Below are 18687 nucleotides of genomic sequence, written 5' to 3'. Positions count from 1 at the left end.
GTTGGACACCCGTGAAACCCCTCCGCAGCGGATTACAGGTCATGGGCGTCGCCGCGCAGCGCTTCGTCTCCCATGACGGCTGGGCGATCGCGAGCCACATCGCGCTCTCGAGCCTGACCTCGCTGTTCCCGTTCCTGATCCTGCTGGCGGCGCTCGCCGGCCTGTTCGGCACCCAGTCGCTCGCCGACGAGGCCGGGGTGCTGATCTTCGACGCGTGGCCGCGGGAGATCGCCAAGCCGATCGTCGGCGAGGTGCACCGGGTGCTCACCGAGCAGCGCAGCGGCGTGCTGACGCTCGGCGCGCTGTTCGCCCTGTACTTCTCCTCCTCGGGCGTCGAGAGCCTGCGGGTCGGGCTGAACCGGGCCTACGGCCTGCGCGAGAGCCGGCCCTGGTGGCTGACCCGCCTCGAATCGATCGGCTACGTGATCTGCGGCGCCTTCGCGATGCTGGCCTTCGCGCTGCTCGTGGTGCTGGGGCCGCTGATCTGGCGCAACGTCGTCCTGGTGGCGCCGGGCCTGGAGCCCCTGAGCCTCACGGTGGCGATCGGGCGGATCGGCGTCACGGCCCTGCTGCTCGCCGTCGTGCTGGTCATCGCCCACAAGTTCGTCGCGGCCGGGCGGCGCTCGATCCTGTCGGTGCTGCCGGGGATCGGGGTGACGCTGCTCCTGTGGTTCTTCGCCGGCCTCGGCTTCGGCTACTACCTCGACCGATTCTCCAACGCCTACGCGTCGACCTACGGGGGGCTGGCCACCGCGATGGTGTTCCTGGTCTTCCTCTACTGGCTCGCCGCCATGTTCCTGTTCGGCGGCGAGATCAACGGCACGGTGATCGCCGCCCGCCGCGCCCGCCTGCAGGCGAAGATGCTGGCGCGCCGGGCCGAGATGGAGGGCCGCAGGTCCGGGACGGGCGCCCCGGGACCGGGCGCCTGATCCCGGAGCGTCCCGGTCGCACCTCACCGTCTCCCGCGCGGGAGAGGGGTTCGCGCCCGGACCCGACGACGCGGTGCGCCCGGCGGCGTCTCACGCCGCCAGCGCCAGCCCCTCGTCTTCCTCCGCCTGGGCCGCCATGAACTGCGCCCGGGCGAGCTTGGCGAACCTGCCGTCCTGCGCGACCAGGTCGTCGAAGGTGCCGGCCTCGACGATCCGGCCCTCGTGGAACACCAGGATGCGGTCGGCGTCGCGGATCGTCGCGAGGCGGTGGGCGATGACGAAGGTGGTCCGCCCCTCCATCACGGTCTCCAGGGCGCCCTGGAGCTTGCGCTCGGTGGCGGCGTCCAGCGCCGAGGTCGCCTCGTCGAGGATCAGGATCGGCGGGTTCTTCAGGAGGGCCCGGGCGATCGAGAGCCGCTGGCGCTCGCCGCCCGAGAGCGACCGGCCGCGCTCGCCGATCACCGTGTCGAGCCCGTCGGCCTGGCGCGCCATAAAGGCGCTGGCCTGGGCGCGCTCCAGCGCGTCGAGCATCTCGGCGTCGGTGGCGTCGGGGCAGCCGACCTGCAGGTTCTCGCGGATCGAGCGGGCGAACAGCATCGGCTCCTGGAACACCACGCCGATGTTGTGGCGCAGCGAGGCGAGGCCGACGTCGCGGATGTCCATCCCGTCGATGCGGATCGCGCCGGAGGCCGGGTCGAAGCTGCGGTGCAGGAGGCCGAGCGTCGTCGACTTGCCCGAGCCGGTGGTGCCGACCAGCGCGATCGTCTCGCCGGGCTTGGCGGTGAACGACACGCCGTCGAGCGCCGGGCGCCTTCCGTCGTACGAGAAGGCGACGTCCTCGAAGGTGACCGCGCCCTCGAAGCGGGCGACCTGCCGGGCGTGCGGCCGGTCGGCCACCGCCGGGACGGTGTCGTAGATCTCGAAGAACTCGGCGATCTTCGGCGCCTGCTGGAACAGGCCGTTGACGAAGCCGACCACGTGGTCGAGCCGGGCCACGAAGGCGGTGGCGAGGCTCATGAAGGCCACGACCTCGCCCACCGTGGTGGTGCCGGCCTGGTAGAGCCAGATGCCGGTGACGAAGATCGCCGTCATGGTGATGGTCGCGGAGGCGCGGGTCGCCACGTTGGCGAGCGCCCACCAGGACAGGACCGGAATCTGCGCGGCGAGCAGGTTGGTGATGATGCCGCGCATCGCCTCCTTCTCGGCCTTGGCGCGGGTGAAGGACTGGATCACCGCGACGTTGCCGAGGGCGTCGGAGGCATGGGCGGCCAGCCCCGAGTTGAATTCCTCGACCTGGCCCTGGAGCGCCTCGGTCCGGCGCATCACGAAGGTGGTGAGCGCCGTGAAGGCCAGCACCAGCACCACCAGGATCGCGCCGAGCTGCCAGTTGATGAACAGGGTCATCGGCAGGAGCACGCCGAGCGAGACCAGGGCGACGAGGTGATCGCGGAAGAAGCCGAGCCACAGCCACGCCATGCCGTTCGTGCCCTCCAGCATCGCCTTCAGGACGCGGCCGGAATGGTTGGCCGAGTGGAAGGCGAGCGGCAGGTCGAGGACGTGCTCGAAGTAGCTCGCCATCGACGACAGGCGGTTGCGGTGCGCGAGCCGGTCGGCGTGGAGCGCGATGAACACGCCCGCCGCGATGGTGAAGAAGCCGAACGCCACCCAGGCGGCGAGCAGGGGCAGCATCGTGCCCATGGCGTCGCCGCCGCGCTTGAGATGGGTCAGCTGGTCGATGATCCGGCCCATCAGCAGGGGCTCGGCGAAGGCCGCGATCGCCAGGACCACGTTGGTGACGGCTAGGCCTATCGCCAGCCGCCGCTCCGCCTTCAGAAATCCCAGGACCCGCCCGTACAGACGAACCATCGTACCGCTCCGCCACCCCTGGCGCGGCCCGTGTGACCCGGGTCTCACGCCTTCACCGAGGAGGTCCGCGCGGCCGGCATGCGTGCCGGATCCGCGTCAAACCCCTCGTACGAAACGGGTATGCCAGCGCCTGCCTGAACGGGCGATGACGGGCCGATACAGGTTCGAAACAGTCGCCTTTACGGTTGCTTCAGCAAAGTTTCCCGAAGCTTAGCCCGGATCCGCCGCGCCCGGGACGCGCGGGCGGTGCCCGACGGCTCGGGGGCGTCGAAGCGGCGTTCGCGCCGTTCATGATCGACGGCGTCTGGCTGTCCGGACGACCGATTCGCCCCCCGCCGGCGAGGCCCCCTCCATGCCGGCCGACCGGCGGGGTGCCGCTACTTCGCGGTGAGGAGCGCCCAGTAGACCTTGTACTTCGAGCCCGGGGCGTAGGCGGTGGCGATCCCCATCCGGGTCGCCCCGGGCGCCAGCATGGTGGCGTCGTGGGGCGGGCTCTCGCGCCAGCCCGAGAAGGCCTCGGCCAGGGTGTGGTAGCCCGCCGAGAGGTTGGCGTTGACGCTCGCGTAGCCGAGCCGCTCGACGGCGGCCTTGACGGTCTGGGCCCGGCTCGGCCGGTCGGCGAGCGCCATGGCGGCCGCCTCGGCCTCGGCGAGGCGCTGCAGTTCGGGATCGACCGTCAGCGGCGGCGCGCCGCGGTTGCGGCGGTAGGACGAGATCATGTCGCGGGCCGCCTCGACGTCGATATGCGCGCTGTTGCTGGCGAGCGGCAGGTAGATGCTCGGCAGCCCGGCGCTGCTCGGCGGCTGGGCGGCGCAGCCGCCGAGAAGCGCCACCGCCAGCGCGGCCGGACCGACCATCCGGGCTCCGGTCCTGATTTGGGCGCGCCCGCGCCCCGCATGTCGACCGTCCCGATCGCGTCTCGTCACGTTTCATCCATCCCTGCGACGGCCCCACCGCCCAGCCGCCATATAGGGGCTGCCGCTCGGCCGCGCATCGGACAGTTAGGGCTTCCTCAAAGGCCCTCCGTCTAAAATTGCACACCGATGACGACCGCGCGTTCCCTGACCCCGGTGGATCCACCCCGCGACCGACCCGTCGGCGGGTGCGCGGACCCGTCGGCAGCGTCTGAGGCGGCGTTGGAGGCCGCGGCCGCGCGCGCCCTCCAGCGGACGATCCTTCGCCAGCAGGCCGGCCTGCTGGCGCGGCAGGAGCGTGCCCTGGCGGCCGCCGGGATGGGCCTCTGGTCCTGCCGCCTGCGCGACGGCGCCCTCGACTGGTCCGGGGGCGTCCACGACCTGTTCGGCGTCCGCCGGGGCGCGGCGCTGCACCGGCCCCAGATCCTGGACCTCTACGAGCCGACCTCGCGGCGCCTGCTGGAGGCGCTCCGGCACCGGGCGATCGCCGGGAGCGGCGCCTTCGTGCTCGACGCCGAGATCCAGGCCGGGGGCCGGCGGCGCTGGATCCGGATCCGCGCCGCGGTCGAGGCCGAGGACGGGCGCCCCGCCCGCCTGTTCGGAACCAAGCAGGACGTCACCGAGGAGATCGCCCGGCTGGCCGAGCTGAGCCGGCGCGCCGAGCGCGACCCGCTCACCGGGCTGGCGAACCGCCGCGGCTTCGAGGCGCGGTTCGAGGCGCGGTTCGAGGCGCGGTTCGAGGCCGGGACAGACGGCGCCGGTCCGGATCCCCTCGGCGCCCTGCTGCTGATCGACCTCGACGGGTTCAAGCCGGTCAACGACGTCCACGGCCACGCGGCCGGCGACCTGTGCCTCCGGCGCTCGGCCGCGCGGCTCGCCGCCGTCTGCCGGGACGCGGCCCTCGTGGCCCGCATCGGCGGCGACGAGTTCGCCGTGCTTCTGCGGGCGCCCGTCGACCCGCTCGCGCTGGTGGAGCGCGGCCGGCGCGTCGTCGCCGCCCTGAGCCGGCCGATCCCGTATCGCGGCCGGGAGTTGCGGATCGGCGCCTCCGTGGGGATCGCGGTGGGAGACGCCGCGGGGATGTCCAGCGGGCGCGGGGGCCGCGCCCGGCTGTTCGACCGGGCGGACGCGGCGCTCTACGCCGCCAAGGACGCGGGCGGGAACGCCGTCCGGATCGTCCTCGGCGGCGGCCGGTCAGGCACCGGCGCTGCGCAGCCCGCGGTCGCGCTGGGGGCGGGCTGATTCGCCGCCCTCGGGAACCGCGGCCGGCTGGATGAAGCGGCTGGCGATCTCGCCCATGGCGCTCTGCATCGTGTCGAGGCCCTGCACGGTGACGATGCTGGAGCCGGGCCCGAGCGGCGGGATGAAGCCCGCCTCCGAGAGGGTCGCGAACACCGAGAAGTTCAGGTCGGTCACCACCTTCTGGCCGAGGCTCACGTCCACGATCCAGACGAGCAGCTCGAATTCCAGGAACGGGTCGCCGATCTTCTTGAACACCACCCGGGGCGGGGGCTCCTTCAGGATGTCGGAGTGGCTCTGCGCGCAGGCCGTGATCATCTCGGCGGCGCGCACCGGGTCCTGGTTGCGCAGGACGCTGACCGTGATGCTGACGCGCCCGGTCCGGTCGCCCCGCACCCGGTTCTTCACCACCCCGGAGATCAGGTTCGAGTTCGGCACGATCACGGCCGAGCGGTCGAAGGTCTGGATCTCAGTGGAGCGCACCGAGATCCGCTTCACGATGCCCTCTGAATCGCCGATCACCACCTGGTCGCCGACCCGGATCGGGCGCTCCCACAGGAGCAGCAGGCCGGAGACGAAGTTGTTGACGATCGACTGGAGGCCGAAACCGATACCGACCGACAGGGCGCCGGCCACGATGGTGAGCTTCTCGAGGCTCAGGCCGAGATACGAGAAGGCGAGCGCCAGCGCGATCAGGAAGCCGCAATAGCCCGCCACCGTGGTGATCGAGTTGCGCAGGCCCGCGTCGAGGTCGGTGGCCGGCAGGTAGGTGTTCTCCAGCCAGCGCTGCACCCCGCGGGTGATGAACACGCCGACCACCAGGATGCCGATCCCGAAGGCGATGCTGGAGAGCGAGATCGTGACGTCGCCGACCTTGAAGCCGAAGAAGGCCTGCCGGACCGACGAGACGATGTCGGTGGAATCGAGCCCCCAGGGCGCCAGCACGAGGACCGCCGCCGCCAGGAACAGGATGAGCCGGGTCGCGCCGGTCGTCAGGACCGAGATCTGGTTGAGCGAGCGCTTGCGCAGGCCGGTATTGGCCTGGAGCGTGGTGGCGAGCCGCGTCTCGTCGCTGAGCGCGCGGCCGACGAAGATGTCGACGCTCTGGACCAGCAGGTAGAGCAGCACGAGGACCGCGGCGTCCCAGATCAGCTGGTCGATCAGGAAGGCCGCGAAGGCCACGTAGCCCACCAGCGCGCCGAGCCCGATCAGCGCCACCGCGGCCCAGCCCAGGAGCCGCGCCGGCCCGCCGATGCCTGTCGTGGTCTTGGTCGGCACGTAGGGGCCGAAGCAGGCCTCCTCCTCCTGCTCGGTGTCGGCGAACCGGTGGAGGCCGACCGCGAGGATCAGCGCGGTGGCGACCGCCCCGATGCCCCGCGTGGCGATGGAGATCGGCAGGGCCGCCGAGATCCCGGAATTCAGGGCCTCGACGGACTTCACCACGGTGATCACCGTGGCGATGCCGACGGCGAGCCGGGTCAGGCGCGTGGCCGCCGCGTCGCTCACCGGGGCGGGCCGCCACGCCGGCTTCTCGGGGCTGAGCAGCCCGTCGCAGAGGGCCTCCACGAAGGCGATGAAGGCCAGCCCTCCGAGGATCGCGGCGGCGACCGGCAGGAGCCGGGACGGCAGCAGGTTGGTGGAATCGAGGGCGTAGTAGACCGCGTAGGATCCGGCCACCGCCGGCACCGTGCCGAGCAGGATCACCCGCCAAGCGGCGAGCATCACGGCGCGCCGCGACGGGTCGGTCTTGGTGGCGTCCCGGCGGGCGCCCTTGGGGGCGATGTTGCGCCGGCCGAAATACAGCGCCACCGAGATCCCGAAGGCGAGGCCCAGGAACAGCAGGTTGGCGAGGTTGCCGTTGCGGGAAAACAGCAGCCCGATATCCGACACGGCGCTCTGCAGGGCGCGCGTGTCCCGGGGGACGTCGCCCATCACCTTGGTCCAGAGACCGGGGCCGACCAGCGGCTGGGAGCGCTGGAGCAGGTCGCGGGTGAACGATTCGCGGCGGCGATTCGAGACACGGTCGACGATCTGGTCGCCCTGCACCACCAGGGAGCGGGCGAGGCGCTGGGTCTCGTCGATGCGGGTGACGGCGGCCTCGCGCTCGGCGCGCTCGGCGGCGACGTCGGCGCTCTCCTGGGTATCCTTGGGTTTCGGCCCGAGCTGGGCCAGGCGCTCGCGCGCGGCCTCCAGCGGCGCGTCGAGCCGGGTGACCAGGGTGCGGATCTCGTCGGTGACCGTCACGGCGCTGTCGCGGATGGCGGTGAGGTCGGCCACCGTCAGCTCCGTGTGGCCGAGCTGCTTCTCGCGGGCGTCGAGCTCGGTCTTGGCGGCGTCGAGCTTGGCTCGGACCTTCTTGAACTGCTCGGGAACCTCGGCCTTGGCGGCCGGCGGGGGCGCGGGCTTCGCGTCGGCGGGTTTCGCGTCGGGCGCCTTCGCGTCGGGCGCCTTGCCGTCCGCGGGCTTGGCGTCGGGCGCGGCCTTAGTGTCGGCGGACTTAAGATCGGCGGGCTTCTGATCGGAAGACTTGGCGGCGGGCGCCGGATCCTGGGCGAAGGCCGGCAGGGTCAGGGCCGCCGGGGTCGCGAACACCAGCGCGGCGAGCAGGGCGAGTGCGCGGGACGGGCGCGGCGCGCCCTCCGGCTTCCGGGTCCGCGCTGGGATACGATGCATGAGCAACCTCTCGTCGGGCGCGCGGCGGCCGGCCGGAGTCCGGCATCGGCGAATCGGCGGCGATCGGGGACCGGGCGGGCCTCCTGGCGGCCGGGCGCTCTGGGCGAGCAATAGGGCGAAACCGTGCCGCTGCCCACCCCGGGCCTGATCCCGCGCCGGGTCCCGACTCCTCGAGCCCGCTGTGGGTGCGTCCCCGGGGCTCATCCGGAAAAGCTTCACAAGGGTGTCACGCTGGGATTAGATGAACACCTGATGGACAGGGCCTTTTCGTTGCTACGCGAAAGGGCGCGGCCGGTGGCGATACCGGCCCGGCCCGGCCGCGTTCCGGATGCTACCGCATCGACCGGCGCCCCCGCGCGCCGGCCCGCCGCCCTGTTGTTCCCTCCGTCTCTCCCGTCAAGCCGTCGCTCCGCGCGCCGGCTCGTCCTGCATCGGCCCCGGGCCGGTTCGGACGGGCCGGCGGGGCGGCGGCATGGTCCCGCGCGTCTCACGCGCCAGAGCTAGTCCGAAGAGTCGCGCCGATGATGGATCTCCAAACCCTCGTCCTCAACGCGGATTATCGGCCGCTCTCGTACAATCCGCTCTCCCTCTGGTCGTGGAAGGACGCCTTCACGGCCCTGTTCCTCGACCGCGTCACCCTGGTGGCGAGCTACGACGTCGAGGCGCGCTCGCCCTCGCGCGCCCTGCGGGTGCCGAGCGTCGTGGCGCTGAAGAACTACGTGGCGCTGGCCCGCAGCCCGGCCTTCACCCGCTACAACATCTACCTGCGCGACGGTTTCAGCTGCCAGTATTGCGGCCTGCGGCTGCCCTCAGGCGGCCTGACCTTCGACCACGTGGTGCCGCGCTCCCGGGGCGGCCTGTCGAGCTGGGAGAACGTCGTGGCGGCCTGCTCGCCCTGCAACCTGCGCAAGGCCAACCGCACGCCGGACGAGGCGGACATGCCGCTGATGACCGAGCCCCGGCGGCCGACGCGCTACGAGCTGCACCACCGGCAGCCCGAGTTCGACCACCGCCAGTACCATCACACCTGGCTCGACTACCTGTACTGGGACAGCGAGCTGGAGAGCTGAGGGCGGCGCGGAGGCCTCACCAGGCCGGCTCGCAGCGGGGCGGCTCGTTGTACATCGGGACGTTGTGGTTGCGCGGCAGGTAGCCCCGCACCAGGACGGGCGGGCGGACGGCGGGAACGGACGGCACCGGACTCCGGTATCGAACGCTGCGCGGCGGATGCGGGTCGCGCGGCCAATCCGCCGCGACGGCGGGGTCGAGGAGCGGGCCGGCACCGAGCAGCAGGATGGTGAGCCGGATGGTGCGTGCGTACTGCATGAACAGGCTCCCGCCGAAGCGCGGCATCAGAACTTGACGGCCGCGCCGGCCCGGACGGTGTTCAGGTTGACCTTGTGCCCGTCGAAACTGCTGAACAGCACGTACTGATACTCGGCGCGCAGGAGGATGTTCGGCGTGATCGCGTACTCGACGCCCGCTCCCGCCGCCACGCCGGCGGTGACCTTGGTCCTCGACTGCGTCTGGATCGAGGTGAACGGGGTCCCGTTGTAGGGCGCGCTCTGGTTGAAGCTCGTGTAGCCGTAATTGTTCACGTAGGTCGGCGTCCCGGCCAGAGTCGCGTTGTAGGCCGTCAGATTGAAGCCATAGTTCTGATAGCTCGTCGTATCGGCGACGCGCGCCCGACCGATGGCGATGCCGCCAGTGACATAGGGCAGGAAATTGCCCAGGGCGTAGCCGATCCGCGCGCGCAGCGTGCCGTAATCGTTGACCCGCGTCGCCGTGGATCCACTCAGGCTCACGGTATCGTAGCTGCCGGCGGCCGACATTTGGGTCCGCGCAAGACCATCGCTCGACACGCCCATCCGGCCGAAATTCGTGTAGTCCCCCTCGATGCCGAAGACGAACTCGTCGAACTGAACGTTGTAGCCCGCGAAGGCGCCGAAACTCGTGTCGCCGACTCGCCGCGACGGCGGGCTGAGGAGCGTCGAGGCGTGGAAGTCGGACTCACCCGTCGTGTTGTGCGAGTCCCGGTAGATCAGCGGTTGGAACGCGCCCTTGCTCCCCATGAGCGCGGAGGTGTAGCCGCCGTGGCCGCCGACATACACGCCGCTCCAGTCGACCACCGGGGCCGGGACCGGGTCGTAATCCGCGCCGCGCAGGTAATCGTAATCCAGATCCGCGGCGCGCGCGGTGTTCACGCCGCAGAGACCGAGAACCGCCAGCAGCGGGAAAGTGACGGTACGCATCGGGATCGTCCTGGGACGGAAGAGACGGACGGCGGATCGAGCCTCGACACGGTGATACGCCGGTAACCTTAATTCTCCGTTGCTCGACTGCGAGAGGTACGTCTCGATCCGGGGATGCCAGTCCCGGGACGTCGTGGCGGTTATTGGGTCGGGCAAGGACGGGCTGAGGACAGGCCGAGAACCGGACCTGTCGCGACGGGGCGCCGAAACGCGAGACGGCGCGGAGACCCTCCGCGCCGTCGTCGTCCGTCAGGGGAATCGCGGTCGAGGCGCGATCAGTACTTGCGCACCAGCGGGCCGGGGATGGGCTCCGGCATCAAGGGCGGCAGCGGGGCCGCCACGAAGCCGCCGAGGTAGTAGCGCAGGCCGATCTTCACGTCGTGCGCCTCGATGTCCTTGATCTTGATCGCCTGCAGGCTGCCGGTGCAGCACGGGACGAAGCCCGGGCCGGTCTCGGCCTTGCCGAGGTTCAGGTAGCGGTAGGCGAGTTCGATCTTCAGCGCGTCAGTCACGTTGTAGGCGAGACCGGCGTGGAGCGCCCAGGCGAGGCTGCCGGTGGTCTTGTCCTTGTAGAACTTGCTGCCGCTGTTGGTGTTGTAGACCGGATTGCCGTTCGGGTCGTAGACCGGGGCGTACGGGATGCAGCCGCAGCCGGAATTCGTGTAATCGTACGCGTAGGTCGGGCTGGTGAACTGCTGGTTGGTCGAGTAGCTCGAGACGTGGTTGAACGCGTAGCCGACGCCGCCGCCGATGAACGGCGTGATGCCGTACCACGTGCCGAGGTCGAAATACGCGTTGGCCAGCACCACTGCGGAGTCGAAGTTGCCGCTCGACTTGTTCACGCCGTACGATCCGAGCCCGTTGTCGAAATCCGGACCCTTGTAGTACTCGCTGCCGCGCAGGCCGGTGGAGTAGCGGTACTCACCGGTGATGTCGCCGCGCAGGAACGGGGTGAACTGGTAGCCGACGCCGACGCCCGCGAAACCGCCGCCGCCGACCGCGTTGCCGAAGGCGCGGTTGGACTCGGCGTAGCCGGTGTAGTCGTAGGCGTCGCTGTAGCGCGGACGGGTGTAGATGCTCGCGCCCACGTCGCCGCGCAGGTACCAGCCGCCGCCGACCTCGATCGGCGGGGGCGGCGGGGGCGGGGGCGGCGGGAGCATCAGATCCGCGGCCGCGGCGAGGCAGGGCGCACCGACGCTCGCCGCGAGCGTCAGGCTACGCACCAAAGCGTTCAGCTTGGAGCGGGCCATGAGGATTCCTTCACTGGACTCGTGAGCCGGACGCGCGGCGCGCGGTCCCGGGGTACGAGGGCAGGATGGAAGGAACGTCTTAAATCCGGCTTAACGTTAAATGTTAGGCTTGCGCATCCGTTGCCGAACTGTCGAAACGGATATCCGGGCGAGACTTGCTTGTTTCGGCTGCGCTGCGCCGCCGGGGTCAGCGCAGTTCTTCTGTGGGGGCCGGACGGCGCGGGGGCTGAGGCCGCATGGGACCCGACGACGTGCGCATCCTGGCGCTGATGCTGCCCGAGGCGGTAGCGGGCGCCCACAGCGGCAACCCGGATTTCCGGGTCGGCGGCCGGGTCTTCGCGACCCTCTGGGTCGAGGAGGCGCGGGTCGTGCTGCGCCTCGCGCCCGCCGATCAGGCCGCCCTCTGCGAGGCCGAGCCGGACCTGTTCGCGCCGCTCGACGGCGCCTGGGGGCGGCGGGGCTGGACCAATCTCGACCTCGACCCGTGCGCGGAGGAGATTCTGCGGGCGGCGCTGCTGGCGGCGTGGCGGATGACCGCACCCGCGGAGCTGCGCGCCGCCTACGCTGATCTGGGCTGACTCGGGCTGCCCCCTGCGGAGTCGAGCCGCGCCCCTCCGGGGCTCCGGCCTCAAGCCGCCGCGCGGGTGACGGCGTCGACCACCTCGTCGACCACCGCGTTGACGAGGCCGCGGTCGTCGCCCTCGGCCATGACGCGGATCACCGGCTCGGTGCCCGACGGGCGGATCACGAGGCGGCCGGCGTTGCCGAGCCGCTCGCGGGCATGCTCGATGGCGCTGACCACGCTGTCCTCGCGCAGGGGCTCGCCGCTCCGGTAGCGGACGTTCTTGAGGATCTGCGGCAGCGGGTCGAAGCAGTGGCAGACCTCGCTCACGGGCCGGTTCTGCCGCTGCACCACGCTCAGCAGCTGCAGGGCGGCCACGAGGCCGTCGCCGGTGGTCGTGTAGTCCGACATGATGATGTGGCCGGACTGCTCGCCGCCGAGATTGTAGCCGTGCGCCCGCATGTGCTCGAGGACGTAGCGGTCCCCCACCGCCGTGCGGGCCAGGGTCAGGCCGAGACCGCCGAGGAAGCGCTCCAGGCCGAGATTCGACATGATCGTCGCCACCACGCCCGGCTGCGTCAGGCGCTCGTCCTCCTTCCAGGAGCGCGCCACGACGGCCATGAGCTGGTCGCCGTCGACCACCTGGCCCTTCTCGTCCACGATCAGCACCCGGTCGGCGTCGCCGTCCAGCGCGATGCCGATATCGGCCCGGCGCTCGCGCACCATGTCGATCAGGGCCGCGGGCGCGGTCGAGCCGACATCCCGGTTGATGTTGAACCCGTCCGGCTCAGTGCCGATGGCGATGACCTCGGCGCCGAGCTCCCACAGGGTCTCGGGGGCGACCCGGTAGGCCGCGCCGTTGGCGCAGTCGACCACGACCCGCAGCCCGTCCAGCGTCACCTGCCGCGGCAGGGTCCGCTTGGCGAACTCGATGTAGCGGGCGTGCACGCTCTCGATGCGCTTGGCCCGGCCGAGGTCGTTCGAGCCGGAGAGGCGCTTGTGCATGTCGGCGTCGATCAGCCCCTCGATCTCGTGCTCGATCGCGTCGTTGAGCTTGAAGCCGTCGGGCCCGAACAGCTTGATGCCGTTGTCCTCGAACGGGTTGTGCGAGGCCGAGATCATCACGCCGAGATCGGCCCGCATCGAGCGGGTCAGCATCGCCACGGCCGGCGTCGGCACCGGCCCGAGCAGGAGCACGTCCATGCCCACCGAGGTGAAGCCGGCGACGAGCGCGGTCTCGATCATGTAGCCCGAGAGGCGGGTGTCCTTGCCGATCACCACCCGGTGGCGGTGGTCGCCGCGCTGGAACACGAGGCCGGCGGCCTGACCGACCTTGAGGGCGAGTTCCGGCGTGATCACGCCGTTGGCCCGGCCCCGGATGCCGTCGGTTCCGAAATACTTGCGCACCATCACGTCTCCGGCGCCCGGTCTCGCGGACCCGGCACAGCTTAGCAGATTATCGCGCCCGCCGGCGGCTCACCGGCCGGCAGAGTCAACGGGGTGCTCCCCGACAAAGGCGGTCGAAATGGGGCGCCCGGCGCGCTGCAGGAGCCGCGGCGCCGAGGCCGAGACCAGCGCGAGGCCCGAGACGGTCAGCAGGCCGAGCACGAGCCGGCGGAAGGCGACCTCGCTGAGGCCGAGATAGATCCGGGTGCCGAGCAGCGTCGGGACCAGCATCGCCGGCAGGACCACCGCCAGGATCGGCAGCGTCGCCCGGGTGACGAGCCCCGCGGCGAGGTAGGTCGCCAGGGTGACACTGAGCATCGCGAGGTTGAAGTTCTGGATCACCGAGCGCTGCACGTCGCGCTCGTAGCGGCGCAGGGTGCACCAGAGGGTCGGCAGCACGCCCGTGAAGCCGCCAAGCCCGCCCATCATCCCGCCGCCGAGGCCCACCGCGGCGTCGGCGAGCCGGCCGCCGGCCGCGATCCGCGGCAGGTTCCGGGCGAACAGCATGGCCGGGCACCAGACGATCAGCAGCAGGCCGAGGAGCGTCTTAAACCAGTCGGCGTCGAGCCGCGGCAGCAGCAGGACGCCGAGGGGGATGCCGGCGAGGCCGCCGAGGATGAAGGGCGCGAGGCGCCCGGTCTCGAACCCGCGCCGGACCGAGACCGCCGCGATGACCTGGCCCGTGAAGGCGCCGGAGACGGCCAGCACGGCGGCGAGCTGCGGGTCGATCACCCAGGCCCAGAACGACAGGGCCGTGAGCCCGAAGCCGAAGCCCGACAGGCCCTGCACGAAGCCGGCGACGACGGCGCCGAGGGCGACGACGAGGTAGGTCGAGACCGGCATCGGGGCTTCTGGATGCGCTGCGGCGATGAACCCTGTGTTTCCGATTCGACGCGACAGGCCGAGGCTCCGGCCGAGCTTGACGCGGCGATACGCCGACATGGGAAGCGGTTTGTCACGGAGCACGCGATGGGCCGCCCCGCTCAGCGGGACTGGGTCGGGGATCCGGTCTGCCCGGAGAAGGCGCGACCGAGCCACACGTCGACGATGTGCTCGATCCTGGGACTCCTCATACGGTTTCCGGCTGAATGCTTCGGTCTGCGCAGCCTGTTCCGTCATCGCGAGCGCAGCGAAGCGACCCAGGGCTGCGCGCGCGACCCGAGCGTGGCGCTGCTGGATCGCTTCGCTGCGCTCGCGATGACGGCACCGATCTGATCAAGCGGAAACCGCATCATCCCTCACCCCAACCCTCTCCCGCCCGGGATTGGGGGGCCGTCGCGCTCTGCCCCCCAGCGGCGGTGCCCGGCGGAGCGGTGCGAACATCGTAGCCCAATACGGGGGATTGGTGCGTTCGGCACCGGGCCTCCCCGTCCACGAAAAAGGGCGCCTCGCGGCGCCCCCTTCGATCGTCCTCTCGAGGCCTCAGGCCTGCGGCTGCGGCTCCAGGCCGCCGTCGCTCTCCTTCGGCCGGCCGCGGCCCGCCGAGGGGACCGAGGAGCCCCGGGCCGGGGTCGGCGGCACGTCGCCGCCGTCGCGGATCGGGGGCTGGCCCTTGAGCAGGTTGCGGATCTCCTCGCCCGAGAGGGTCTCGTACTCGAGGAGCCCCTGGGCCAGGGCCTCCAGGTCGTCCTTGTGCTCGGCCAGGATGCGGCGCGCCTCCTCCAGGCCGGTCTCCACGAGGCGGCGGACCTCGGCGTCGATCTTCTGGGCGGTCGACTCGGAGACCGACTGCTGCCGGCCCATCGACATGCCGAGGAAGACCTCGTCGTTGTTGTCGCCGTACGCGACGGTGCCGAGCTCGGGGCTGAAGCCCCAGCGGGTCACCATCATCTTGGCGAGCCGCGTCGCCTGCTCGATGTCCGACTGCGCGCCCGAGGTCACCTTCTCGCGCCCGAAGATCATCTCCTCGGCGATGCGGCCGCCCATCATGATCGCCAGCCGCGAAGTCATCTGCTCGAAGCTCATGGAGAGCTTGTCGCGCTCGGGCAGCTGCATGACCATGCCCAGCGCCCGGCCGCGGGGGATGATGGTCGCCTTGTGCACCGGGTCGGTCGCCGGGACGTTGAGGGCGACGATGGCATGGCCGCCCTCGTGGTAGGCGGTGAGCCGCTTCTCGTCCTCGGTCATCACGAGGGTGCGCCGCTCGGCGCCCATCATGACCTTGTCCTTGGCGTCCTCGAACTCGTGCATCGTCACGATGCGTTTTCCGCGTCGAGCGGCGAGGAGCGCCGATTCGTTGACGAGGTTCATCAGGTCGGCGCCCGAGAAGCCCGGGGTGCCGCGCGCGATGGTCTTCAGGTCGACGTCGGGGGCCAGCGGCACCTTGCGGACGTGGACACGCAGGATGCGCTCGCGGCCGGTGACGTCCGGGTTCGGCACCATGATCTGGCGGTCGAAGCGGCCGGGACGCAGCAGCGCCGGGTCGAGCACGTCGGGGCGGTTGGTCGCCGCGATGATGATGACGCCCTCGTTGGCCTCGAACCCGTCCATCTCCACGAGGAGCTGGTTGAGGGTCTGCTCGCGCTCGTCGTTGCCGCCGCCGAGGCCGGCGCCGCGGTGGCGGCCGACCGCGTCGATCTCGTCGATGAAGATGATGCAGGGCGCGTTCTTCTTGGCCTGCTCGAACATGTCGCGCACGCGGCTGGCGCCGACGCCCACGAACATCTCGACGAAGTCCGAACCCGAGATGGTGAAGAACGGCACGTTGGCTTCGCCCGCGACCGCCCGGGCGATCAGGGTCTTACCGGTGCCGGGCGGGCCGACGAGCAGCACGCCGCGCGGGATCCGACCGCCGAGCCGCTGGAACTTCTGCGGGTCGCGCAGGAACTCGACGATCTCCTGGAGATCCTCCTTCGCCTCCTCGACGCCGGCGACGTCGTCGAACGACACCCGGCCGTGGGCCTCGTTCAGAAGCTTGGCCTTCGACTTGCCGAAGCCCATGGCGCGGCCGGCGCCGGACTGCATCTGGCGCGAGAGGAAGATCCAGGCGCCGATGAAGACGAGGATCGGCAGCCAGCTCACGAGGAGCTGGATGAACCACGGAGTGTTGTCGGACGGCGGGCGGGCGGTGATCTGCACGCCCTTGCCCTGGAGCTTGGAGACCAGGCTCGGGTCGTTGGGCGCGTAGCTCGTGAAGTTGCCGCCGCCCACGTAGGTGCCGGACACGTCCTGCCCGGAGATCACCACCGACTGGATCTTGCCGGCATCGGCGTCGTTCAGGAGCTGGCTGTAGGCGATCTCGCTGCCGCCACCCCGGTGACCCGGGTTCTGGAACAGGGTGACGAGGGCCAGCACCAGCAGGAAGATGACGACCCACAAGGCAAAGTTGCGAAAATTCGGGTTCATCGATCAATCCCTGGCGCGTGCGACCCCCAGGACGGACCCGCCACGCGGCTATTCCGATCCATCCGTGCACACTCCGCCAATGTAGGCGGGGGGCTCTCCCTTGCCAAGTAAGTCGGGAGACCCTGCGGCGAGGGCAGCACCTGCGAGTCCGTGCCGGCGCGGCGGCGCCGGGGCGAGGTTCACGCCCCCGCCCGCGTCGGCGGCGACGAGGATCCCCGCGAGGGTGCGGCGGACCGGCTCCCGGCGGCGCAGGGCCGGCAGGAGCGATTCGAGGACGAGGGCCTCGAGGCGCTCGAGCCGGCGCGGCGCCGCGCCGGCTCGGGCCAGGGCGAGATCCAGGCAGCGCAGGGCCACGGCGTCCGGCAGGGCCGCCAAGGCGCGCCCGTCGAGCCGCAGGCCCGCGCCCGTCTCCGACCCGGGCCGCCGCGCCGCGTCGAGGGCCTGCTCGGCCGCGCTCCGGAGCGCGGCCTCGTCGCGGGCGGCGCGCTCGGCGAGCCGGGCGAGGCGCGCCCGGGTCAGGCCCTCGCGCTCCAGGGCCGGCCATGCCGCCCGCAGGCGGCCGCGGGCGAAGCGCGGGTCGCCGTTGGCGGGATCGCGCAGGTAGGCGAGGCCGCCCGCCGCGCACCACGCCACCAGACTGGCCTTCGGCAGGTGCAGGAACGGGCGTCCGAGGACGAGGCCCGGGCCGAGGTCCCGCTCGGCGCGCATGCCGGCGAGGCCCGCGGGGCCGCTGCCGGCCGCGAGCCGGATCAGGACCGTCTCGGCCTGGTCATCCCGCGTGTGGCCCGTCAGCACGAGCCCGGCGCCGACCGCCCCGGCATGGGCGGCGAGGAGTGCGTAGCGGACGGTGCGGGCCGCGTCCTGCAGGCCGGTGCCGGGCTTCGCGCCCGTCCAGGTCAGGGTCGCGTGGGGCAGGTCCAGCGCCCGGGCGGCGCGGCCGACGCCCTCGGCCTCCGCGCCGGATTCCGGCCGCAGGCCGTGATCGACGGTCGCCACGCGCAGGGACGCGCCGGTCGCGTCGCGCAGGCGCGCGGCGGCGTGCATCAGGGCGCTCGAATCGGGACCGCCCGAGACGGCGAGGAGCACGCCCCGCCCGCCGCGCGCGGCCCGGTCGAGCCAGGGGCGGAGGGCGCCGAGGACCGGGTCGCCCGAGTCGCCCAAGTCGCTCAGAGCGCCCGAGACGCTCAGGCGCCGCAGCGGGCGCGCTTCTGCTCGCGGGCGACGCCCTGGCGGACGCCGGTGCCGGCATTCGGGAACTTCCGGTCCAGCTCGGCCAGGGTCGCGCAGGCCTGCTCGCGGGCGCCGAGCGCGTTGAGCGTGACGCCGAGCTTCAGCATGGCGTCGGGGGCCTGGGCGGAGCGGGCGTAGTCGGTCGAGACCTTCAGGAACTGCTCGGCGGCCTCGCGGTTGCGGCCGCGGGCGAGGTAGCTCTCGCCGAGCCAGTAGGTCGCGCCGGCGACGCGGTTGTCGCGCGGGTGCGACTGGATGAACTGGCGCAGGCCCATCTCGGCCTGCTCGTACTGCTTGGCGCGGTACAGCTCGACCGCGGCGTCGAAATCGGCGGCCGGATCTCCGGTCCGGGTCGCCGCCACGCTCTCGGAGGGCCGCGCCGGGATCGCCCCGGTCCGGGCCGGCGGCCGCAGGTCCACGGGCTCGTCGTAACCGGAGGTCCCGGCCTCCGAGTCGTCCTCGCCGGACTCGTTGAGCGCGCCCTGGGGCAGGCGCTGCGGCCGGGGCGCCGCCTCGGCGGCCTCCTCAGCCTCGCGGGGCGGCAGCGGCGCGGAGGGCTGCGTGCTGCCGAGCTGCATCGGGGCGCCCGGGGCGCCGGGGGCCTGCGACGGGTCAAAGGCGTCGCCGCGCTTCCCGGGGCGGCCGGCGCCCGGATTGCCGCCGTTGACGGGCCCCGACGGCGCGGGCGCGGCCGAGGGTTTGCCGCCCTTGCCCTCGTTCAGGCGGTACTCGACGTCCTCCTGGAACTTGCGCAGCTGCTCCTTGAGCTGGCGGTTCTCGTACTGGAGGGTCTCGATCTGCCCGGCCATCATCCGGGACTGGTTCTCGATGCGGCCGAGGCGCACGACCAGTTCCGAAGCGTCCTGCGCGGCGGCCGGGTGGGCGAGGAGCACGGCACCGACGGCGGTGGCGAGGGCGAGGCGGGTGCGAAGGCGGGCGGGCATGGTACGGCTGCGGTCCGGTGTCGGCGCGAGGCCCTAT

At 71.8% G+C, this 18687-nt stretch carries 16 protein-coding genes; 5 read left to right on the top strand and 11 right to left on the bottom strand.

Annotated features, from left to right (window positions below):
* Positions 1 to 41 precede the first annotated feature (41 nt).
* The gene (locus tag ACQKQD_RS17340; protein WP_020093999.1) at positions 42 to 929 is read left to right on the top strand and encodes a YihY/virulence factor BrkB family protein; all 888 of its coding nucleotides are present in this window, start codon (positions 42 to 44) and stop codon (positions 927 to 929) included.
* A gap of 90 nt (positions 930 to 1019) precedes the next feature.
* Here the strand turns inward: ACQKQD_RS17340 and ACQKQD_RS17335 are convergent, their stop codons facing one another.
* Positions 1020 to 2795, bottom strand: coding sequence for a glucan ABC transporter ATP-binding protein/ permease (locus ACQKQD_RS17335; RefSeq protein WP_427508984.1), 1776 nt, complete (start codon positions 2793 to 2795; stop codon positions 1020 to 1022).
* A gap of 377 nt (positions 2796 to 3172) precedes the next feature.
* Entirely contained in the window at positions 3173 to 3652 is a 480-nt protein-coding gene (locus ACQKQD_RS17330; RefSeq protein ID WP_091926984.1) for a CAP domain-containing protein, read from the bottom strand.
* Between the two features lie 279 nt (positions 3653 to 3931).
* Here ACQKQD_RS17330 and ACQKQD_RS17325 point away from each other — a divergent pair, with 279 nt between their 5' ends.
* Complete coding sequence (locus ACQKQD_RS17325) at positions 3932 to 4951, top strand: diguanylate cyclase domain-containing protein (protein ID WP_427508983.1); 1020 nt, start codon at positions 3932 to 3934, stop codon at positions 4949 to 4951.
* On the opposite strand, the gene ACQKQD_RS17320 is transcribed toward ACQKQD_RS17325, so the two are convergent.
* Positions 4904 to 7621: a DUF3772 domain-containing protein gene (locus tag ACQKQD_RS17320; protein WP_427508982.1), complete on the bottom strand. Its 2718-nt coding sequence runs from the start codon at positions 7619 to 7621 to the stop codon at positions 4904 to 4906. The two genes, ACQKQD_RS17325 and ACQKQD_RS17320, sit on opposite strands and share 48 nt — an antisense overlap.
* Before the next feature lie 521 nt (positions 7622 to 8142).
* On the opposite strand from ACQKQD_RS17320, the gene ACQKQD_RS17315 reads away from it, so the two are divergent.
* Positions 8143 to 8691, top strand: a complete 549-nt coding sequence (locus ACQKQD_RS17315; RefSeq protein WP_020094004.1) for an HNH endonuclease — start codon at positions 8143 to 8145, stop codon at positions 8689 to 8691.
* Between the two features lie 16 nt (positions 8692 to 8707).
* Here the strand turns inward: ACQKQD_RS17315 and ACQKQD_RS17310 are convergent, their stop codons facing one another.
* The 3 genes from ACQKQD_RS17310 to ACQKQD_RS17300 all read right to left on the bottom strand — a co-directional run bounded on the left by ACQKQD_RS17310 (position 8708) and on the right by ACQKQD_RS17300 (position 11123).
* Positions 8708 to 8947 (bottom strand): hypothetical protein, encoded by a 240-nt coding sequence (locus tag ACQKQD_RS17310; RefSeq protein ID WP_427508981.1) that lies wholly within the window; start codon positions 8945 to 8947, stop codon positions 8708 to 8710.
* 26 nt (positions 8948 to 8973) lie between these two features.
* A complete protein-coding gene (locus ACQKQD_RS17305; protein ID WP_427508980.1) occupies positions 8974 to 9873 on the bottom strand; it encodes an outer membrane protein in 900 nt (299 codons plus the stop codon).
* A 275-nt stretch (positions 9874 to 10148) separates the two neighbouring features.
* Positions 10149 to 11123, bottom strand: a complete 975-nt coding sequence (locus ACQKQD_RS17300; protein ID WP_427508979.1) for an outer membrane protein — start codon at positions 11121 to 11123, stop codon at positions 10149 to 10151.
* Between the two features lie 236 nt (positions 11124 to 11359).
* Between ACQKQD_RS17300 and ACQKQD_RS17295 the strand changes: the two genes are divergently transcribed.
* Entirely contained in the window at positions 11360 to 11701 is a 342-nt protein-coding gene (locus ACQKQD_RS17295; protein ID WP_056533693.1) for an MmcQ/YjbR family DNA-binding protein, read from the top strand.
* Between the two features lie 50 nt (positions 11702 to 11751).
* Here the strand turns inward: ACQKQD_RS17295 and glmM are convergent, their stop codons facing one another.
* Positions 11752 to 13092: a phosphoglucosamine mutase gene (glmM, locus tag ACQKQD_RS17290; protein ID WP_026605059.1), complete on the bottom strand. Its 1341-nt coding sequence runs from the start codon at positions 13090 to 13092 to the stop codon at positions 11752 to 11754.
* Positions 13093 to 13161: 69 nt separating this feature from the next.
* Positions 13162 to 13974, bottom strand: a complete 813-nt coding sequence (locus ACQKQD_RS17285; RefSeq protein WP_427508978.1) for a sulfite exporter TauE/SafE family protein — start codon at positions 13972 to 13974, stop codon at positions 13162 to 13164.
* 126 nt (positions 13975 to 14100) lie between these two features.
* Between ACQKQD_RS17285 and ACQKQD_RS17280 the strand changes: the two genes are divergently transcribed.
* Complete coding sequence (locus ACQKQD_RS17280; RefSeq protein ID WP_427508977.1) at positions 14101 to 14346, top strand: hypothetical protein; 246 nt, start codon at positions 14101 to 14103, stop codon at positions 14344 to 14346.
* A gap of 207 nt (positions 14347 to 14553) precedes the next feature.
* Here ACQKQD_RS17280 and ftsH read toward each other — a convergent pair whose 3' ends face one another.
* The 3 genes from ftsH to ybgF all read right to left on the bottom strand — a co-directional run bounded on the left by ftsH (position 14554) and on the right by ybgF (position 18650).
* Positions 14554 to 16476 carry an ATP-dependent zinc metalloprotease FtsH gene (ftsH, locus tag ACQKQD_RS17275; RefSeq protein ID WP_012321255.1) on the bottom strand — a complete coding sequence of 641 codons (1923 nt, stop codon included), beginning with the start codon at positions 16474 to 16476 and terminating at the stop codon, positions 14554 to 14556.
* Between the two features lie 48 nt (positions 16477 to 16524).
* Entirely contained in the window at positions 16525 to 17562 is a 1038-nt protein-coding gene (tilS, locus tag ACQKQD_RS17270) for a tRNA lysidine(34) synthetase TilS (RefSeq protein ID WP_427509016.1), read from the bottom strand.
* Between the two features lie 98 nt (positions 17563 to 17660).
* Positions 17661 to 18650: a tol-pal system protein YbgF gene (ybgF, locus tag ACQKQD_RS17265; RefSeq protein WP_020094012.1), complete on the bottom strand. Its 990-nt coding sequence runs from the start codon at positions 18648 to 18650 to the stop codon at positions 17661 to 17663.
* Between the last annotated feature and the right edge of the window lie 37 nt (positions 18651 to 18687).

The organism is Methylobacterium sp. NPDC080182 (assembly GCF_050281105.1).
Lineage (GTDB): Bacteria > Pseudomonadota > Alphaproteobacteria > Rhizobiales > Beijerinckiaceae > Methylobacterium.
The sequence above is the reverse complement of the archived record's forward strand: the minus strand, read 5'-3'. Positions and strand labels throughout refer to the sequence as shown.

Excerpts from the sequence above, each read along its gene's own strand:
- ACQKQD_RS17340 (WP_020093999.1), top strand. The coding sequence starts at position 42 with ATGGGCGTCGCCGCGCAGCGCTTCGTCTCCCATGACGGCTGGGCGATC.
- ACQKQD_RS17335 (WP_427508984.1), bottom strand. The coding sequence starts at position 2,795 with ATGGTTCGTCTGTACGGGCGGGTCCTGGGATTTCTGAAGGCGGAGCGG.
- ACQKQD_RS17330 (WP_091926984.1), bottom strand. The coding sequence starts at position 3,652 with ATGGTCGGTCCGGCCGCGCTGGCGGTGGCGCTTCTCGGCGGCTGCGCC.
- ACQKQD_RS17320 (WP_427508982.1), bottom strand. The coding sequence starts at position 7,621 with ATGCATCGTATCCCAGCGCGGACCCGGAAGCCGGAGGGCGCGCCGCGC.
- ACQKQD_RS17315 (WP_020094004.1), top strand. The coding sequence starts at position 8,143 with ATGATGGATCTCCAAACCCTCGTCCTCAACGCGGATTATCGGCCGCTC.
- ACQKQD_RS17310 (WP_427508981.1), bottom strand. The coding sequence starts at position 8,947 with ATGCAGTACGCACGCACCATCCGGCTCACCATCCTGCTGCTCGGTGCC.
- ACQKQD_RS17305 (WP_427508980.1), bottom strand. The coding sequence starts at position 9,873 with ATGCGTACCGTCACTTTCCCGCTGCTGGCGGTTCTCGGTCTCTGCGGC.
- ACQKQD_RS17300 (WP_427508979.1), bottom strand. The coding sequence starts at position 11,123 with ATGGCCCGCTCCAAGCTGAACGCTTTGGTGCGTAGCCTGACGCTCGCG.
- ACQKQD_RS17295 (WP_056533693.1), top strand. The coding sequence starts at position 11,360 with ATGGGACCCGACGACGTGCGCATCCTGGCGCTGATGCTGCCCGAGGCG.
- ACQKQD_RS17285 (WP_427508978.1), bottom strand. The coding sequence starts at position 13,974 with ATGCCGGTCTCGACCTACCTCGTCGTCGCCCTCGGCGCCGTCGTCGCC.
- ACQKQD_RS17280 (WP_427508977.1), top strand. The coding sequence starts at position 14,101 with ATGGGCCGCCCCGCTCAGCGGGACTGGGTCGGGGATCCGGTCTGCCCG.
- ftsH (WP_012321255.1), bottom strand. The coding sequence starts at position 16,476 with ATGAACCCGAATTTTCGCAACTTTGCCTTGTGGGTCGTCATCTTCCTG.
- ybgF (WP_020094012.1), bottom strand. The coding sequence starts at position 18,650 with ATGCCCGCCCGCCTTCGCACCCGCCTCGCCCTCGCCACCGCCGTCGGT.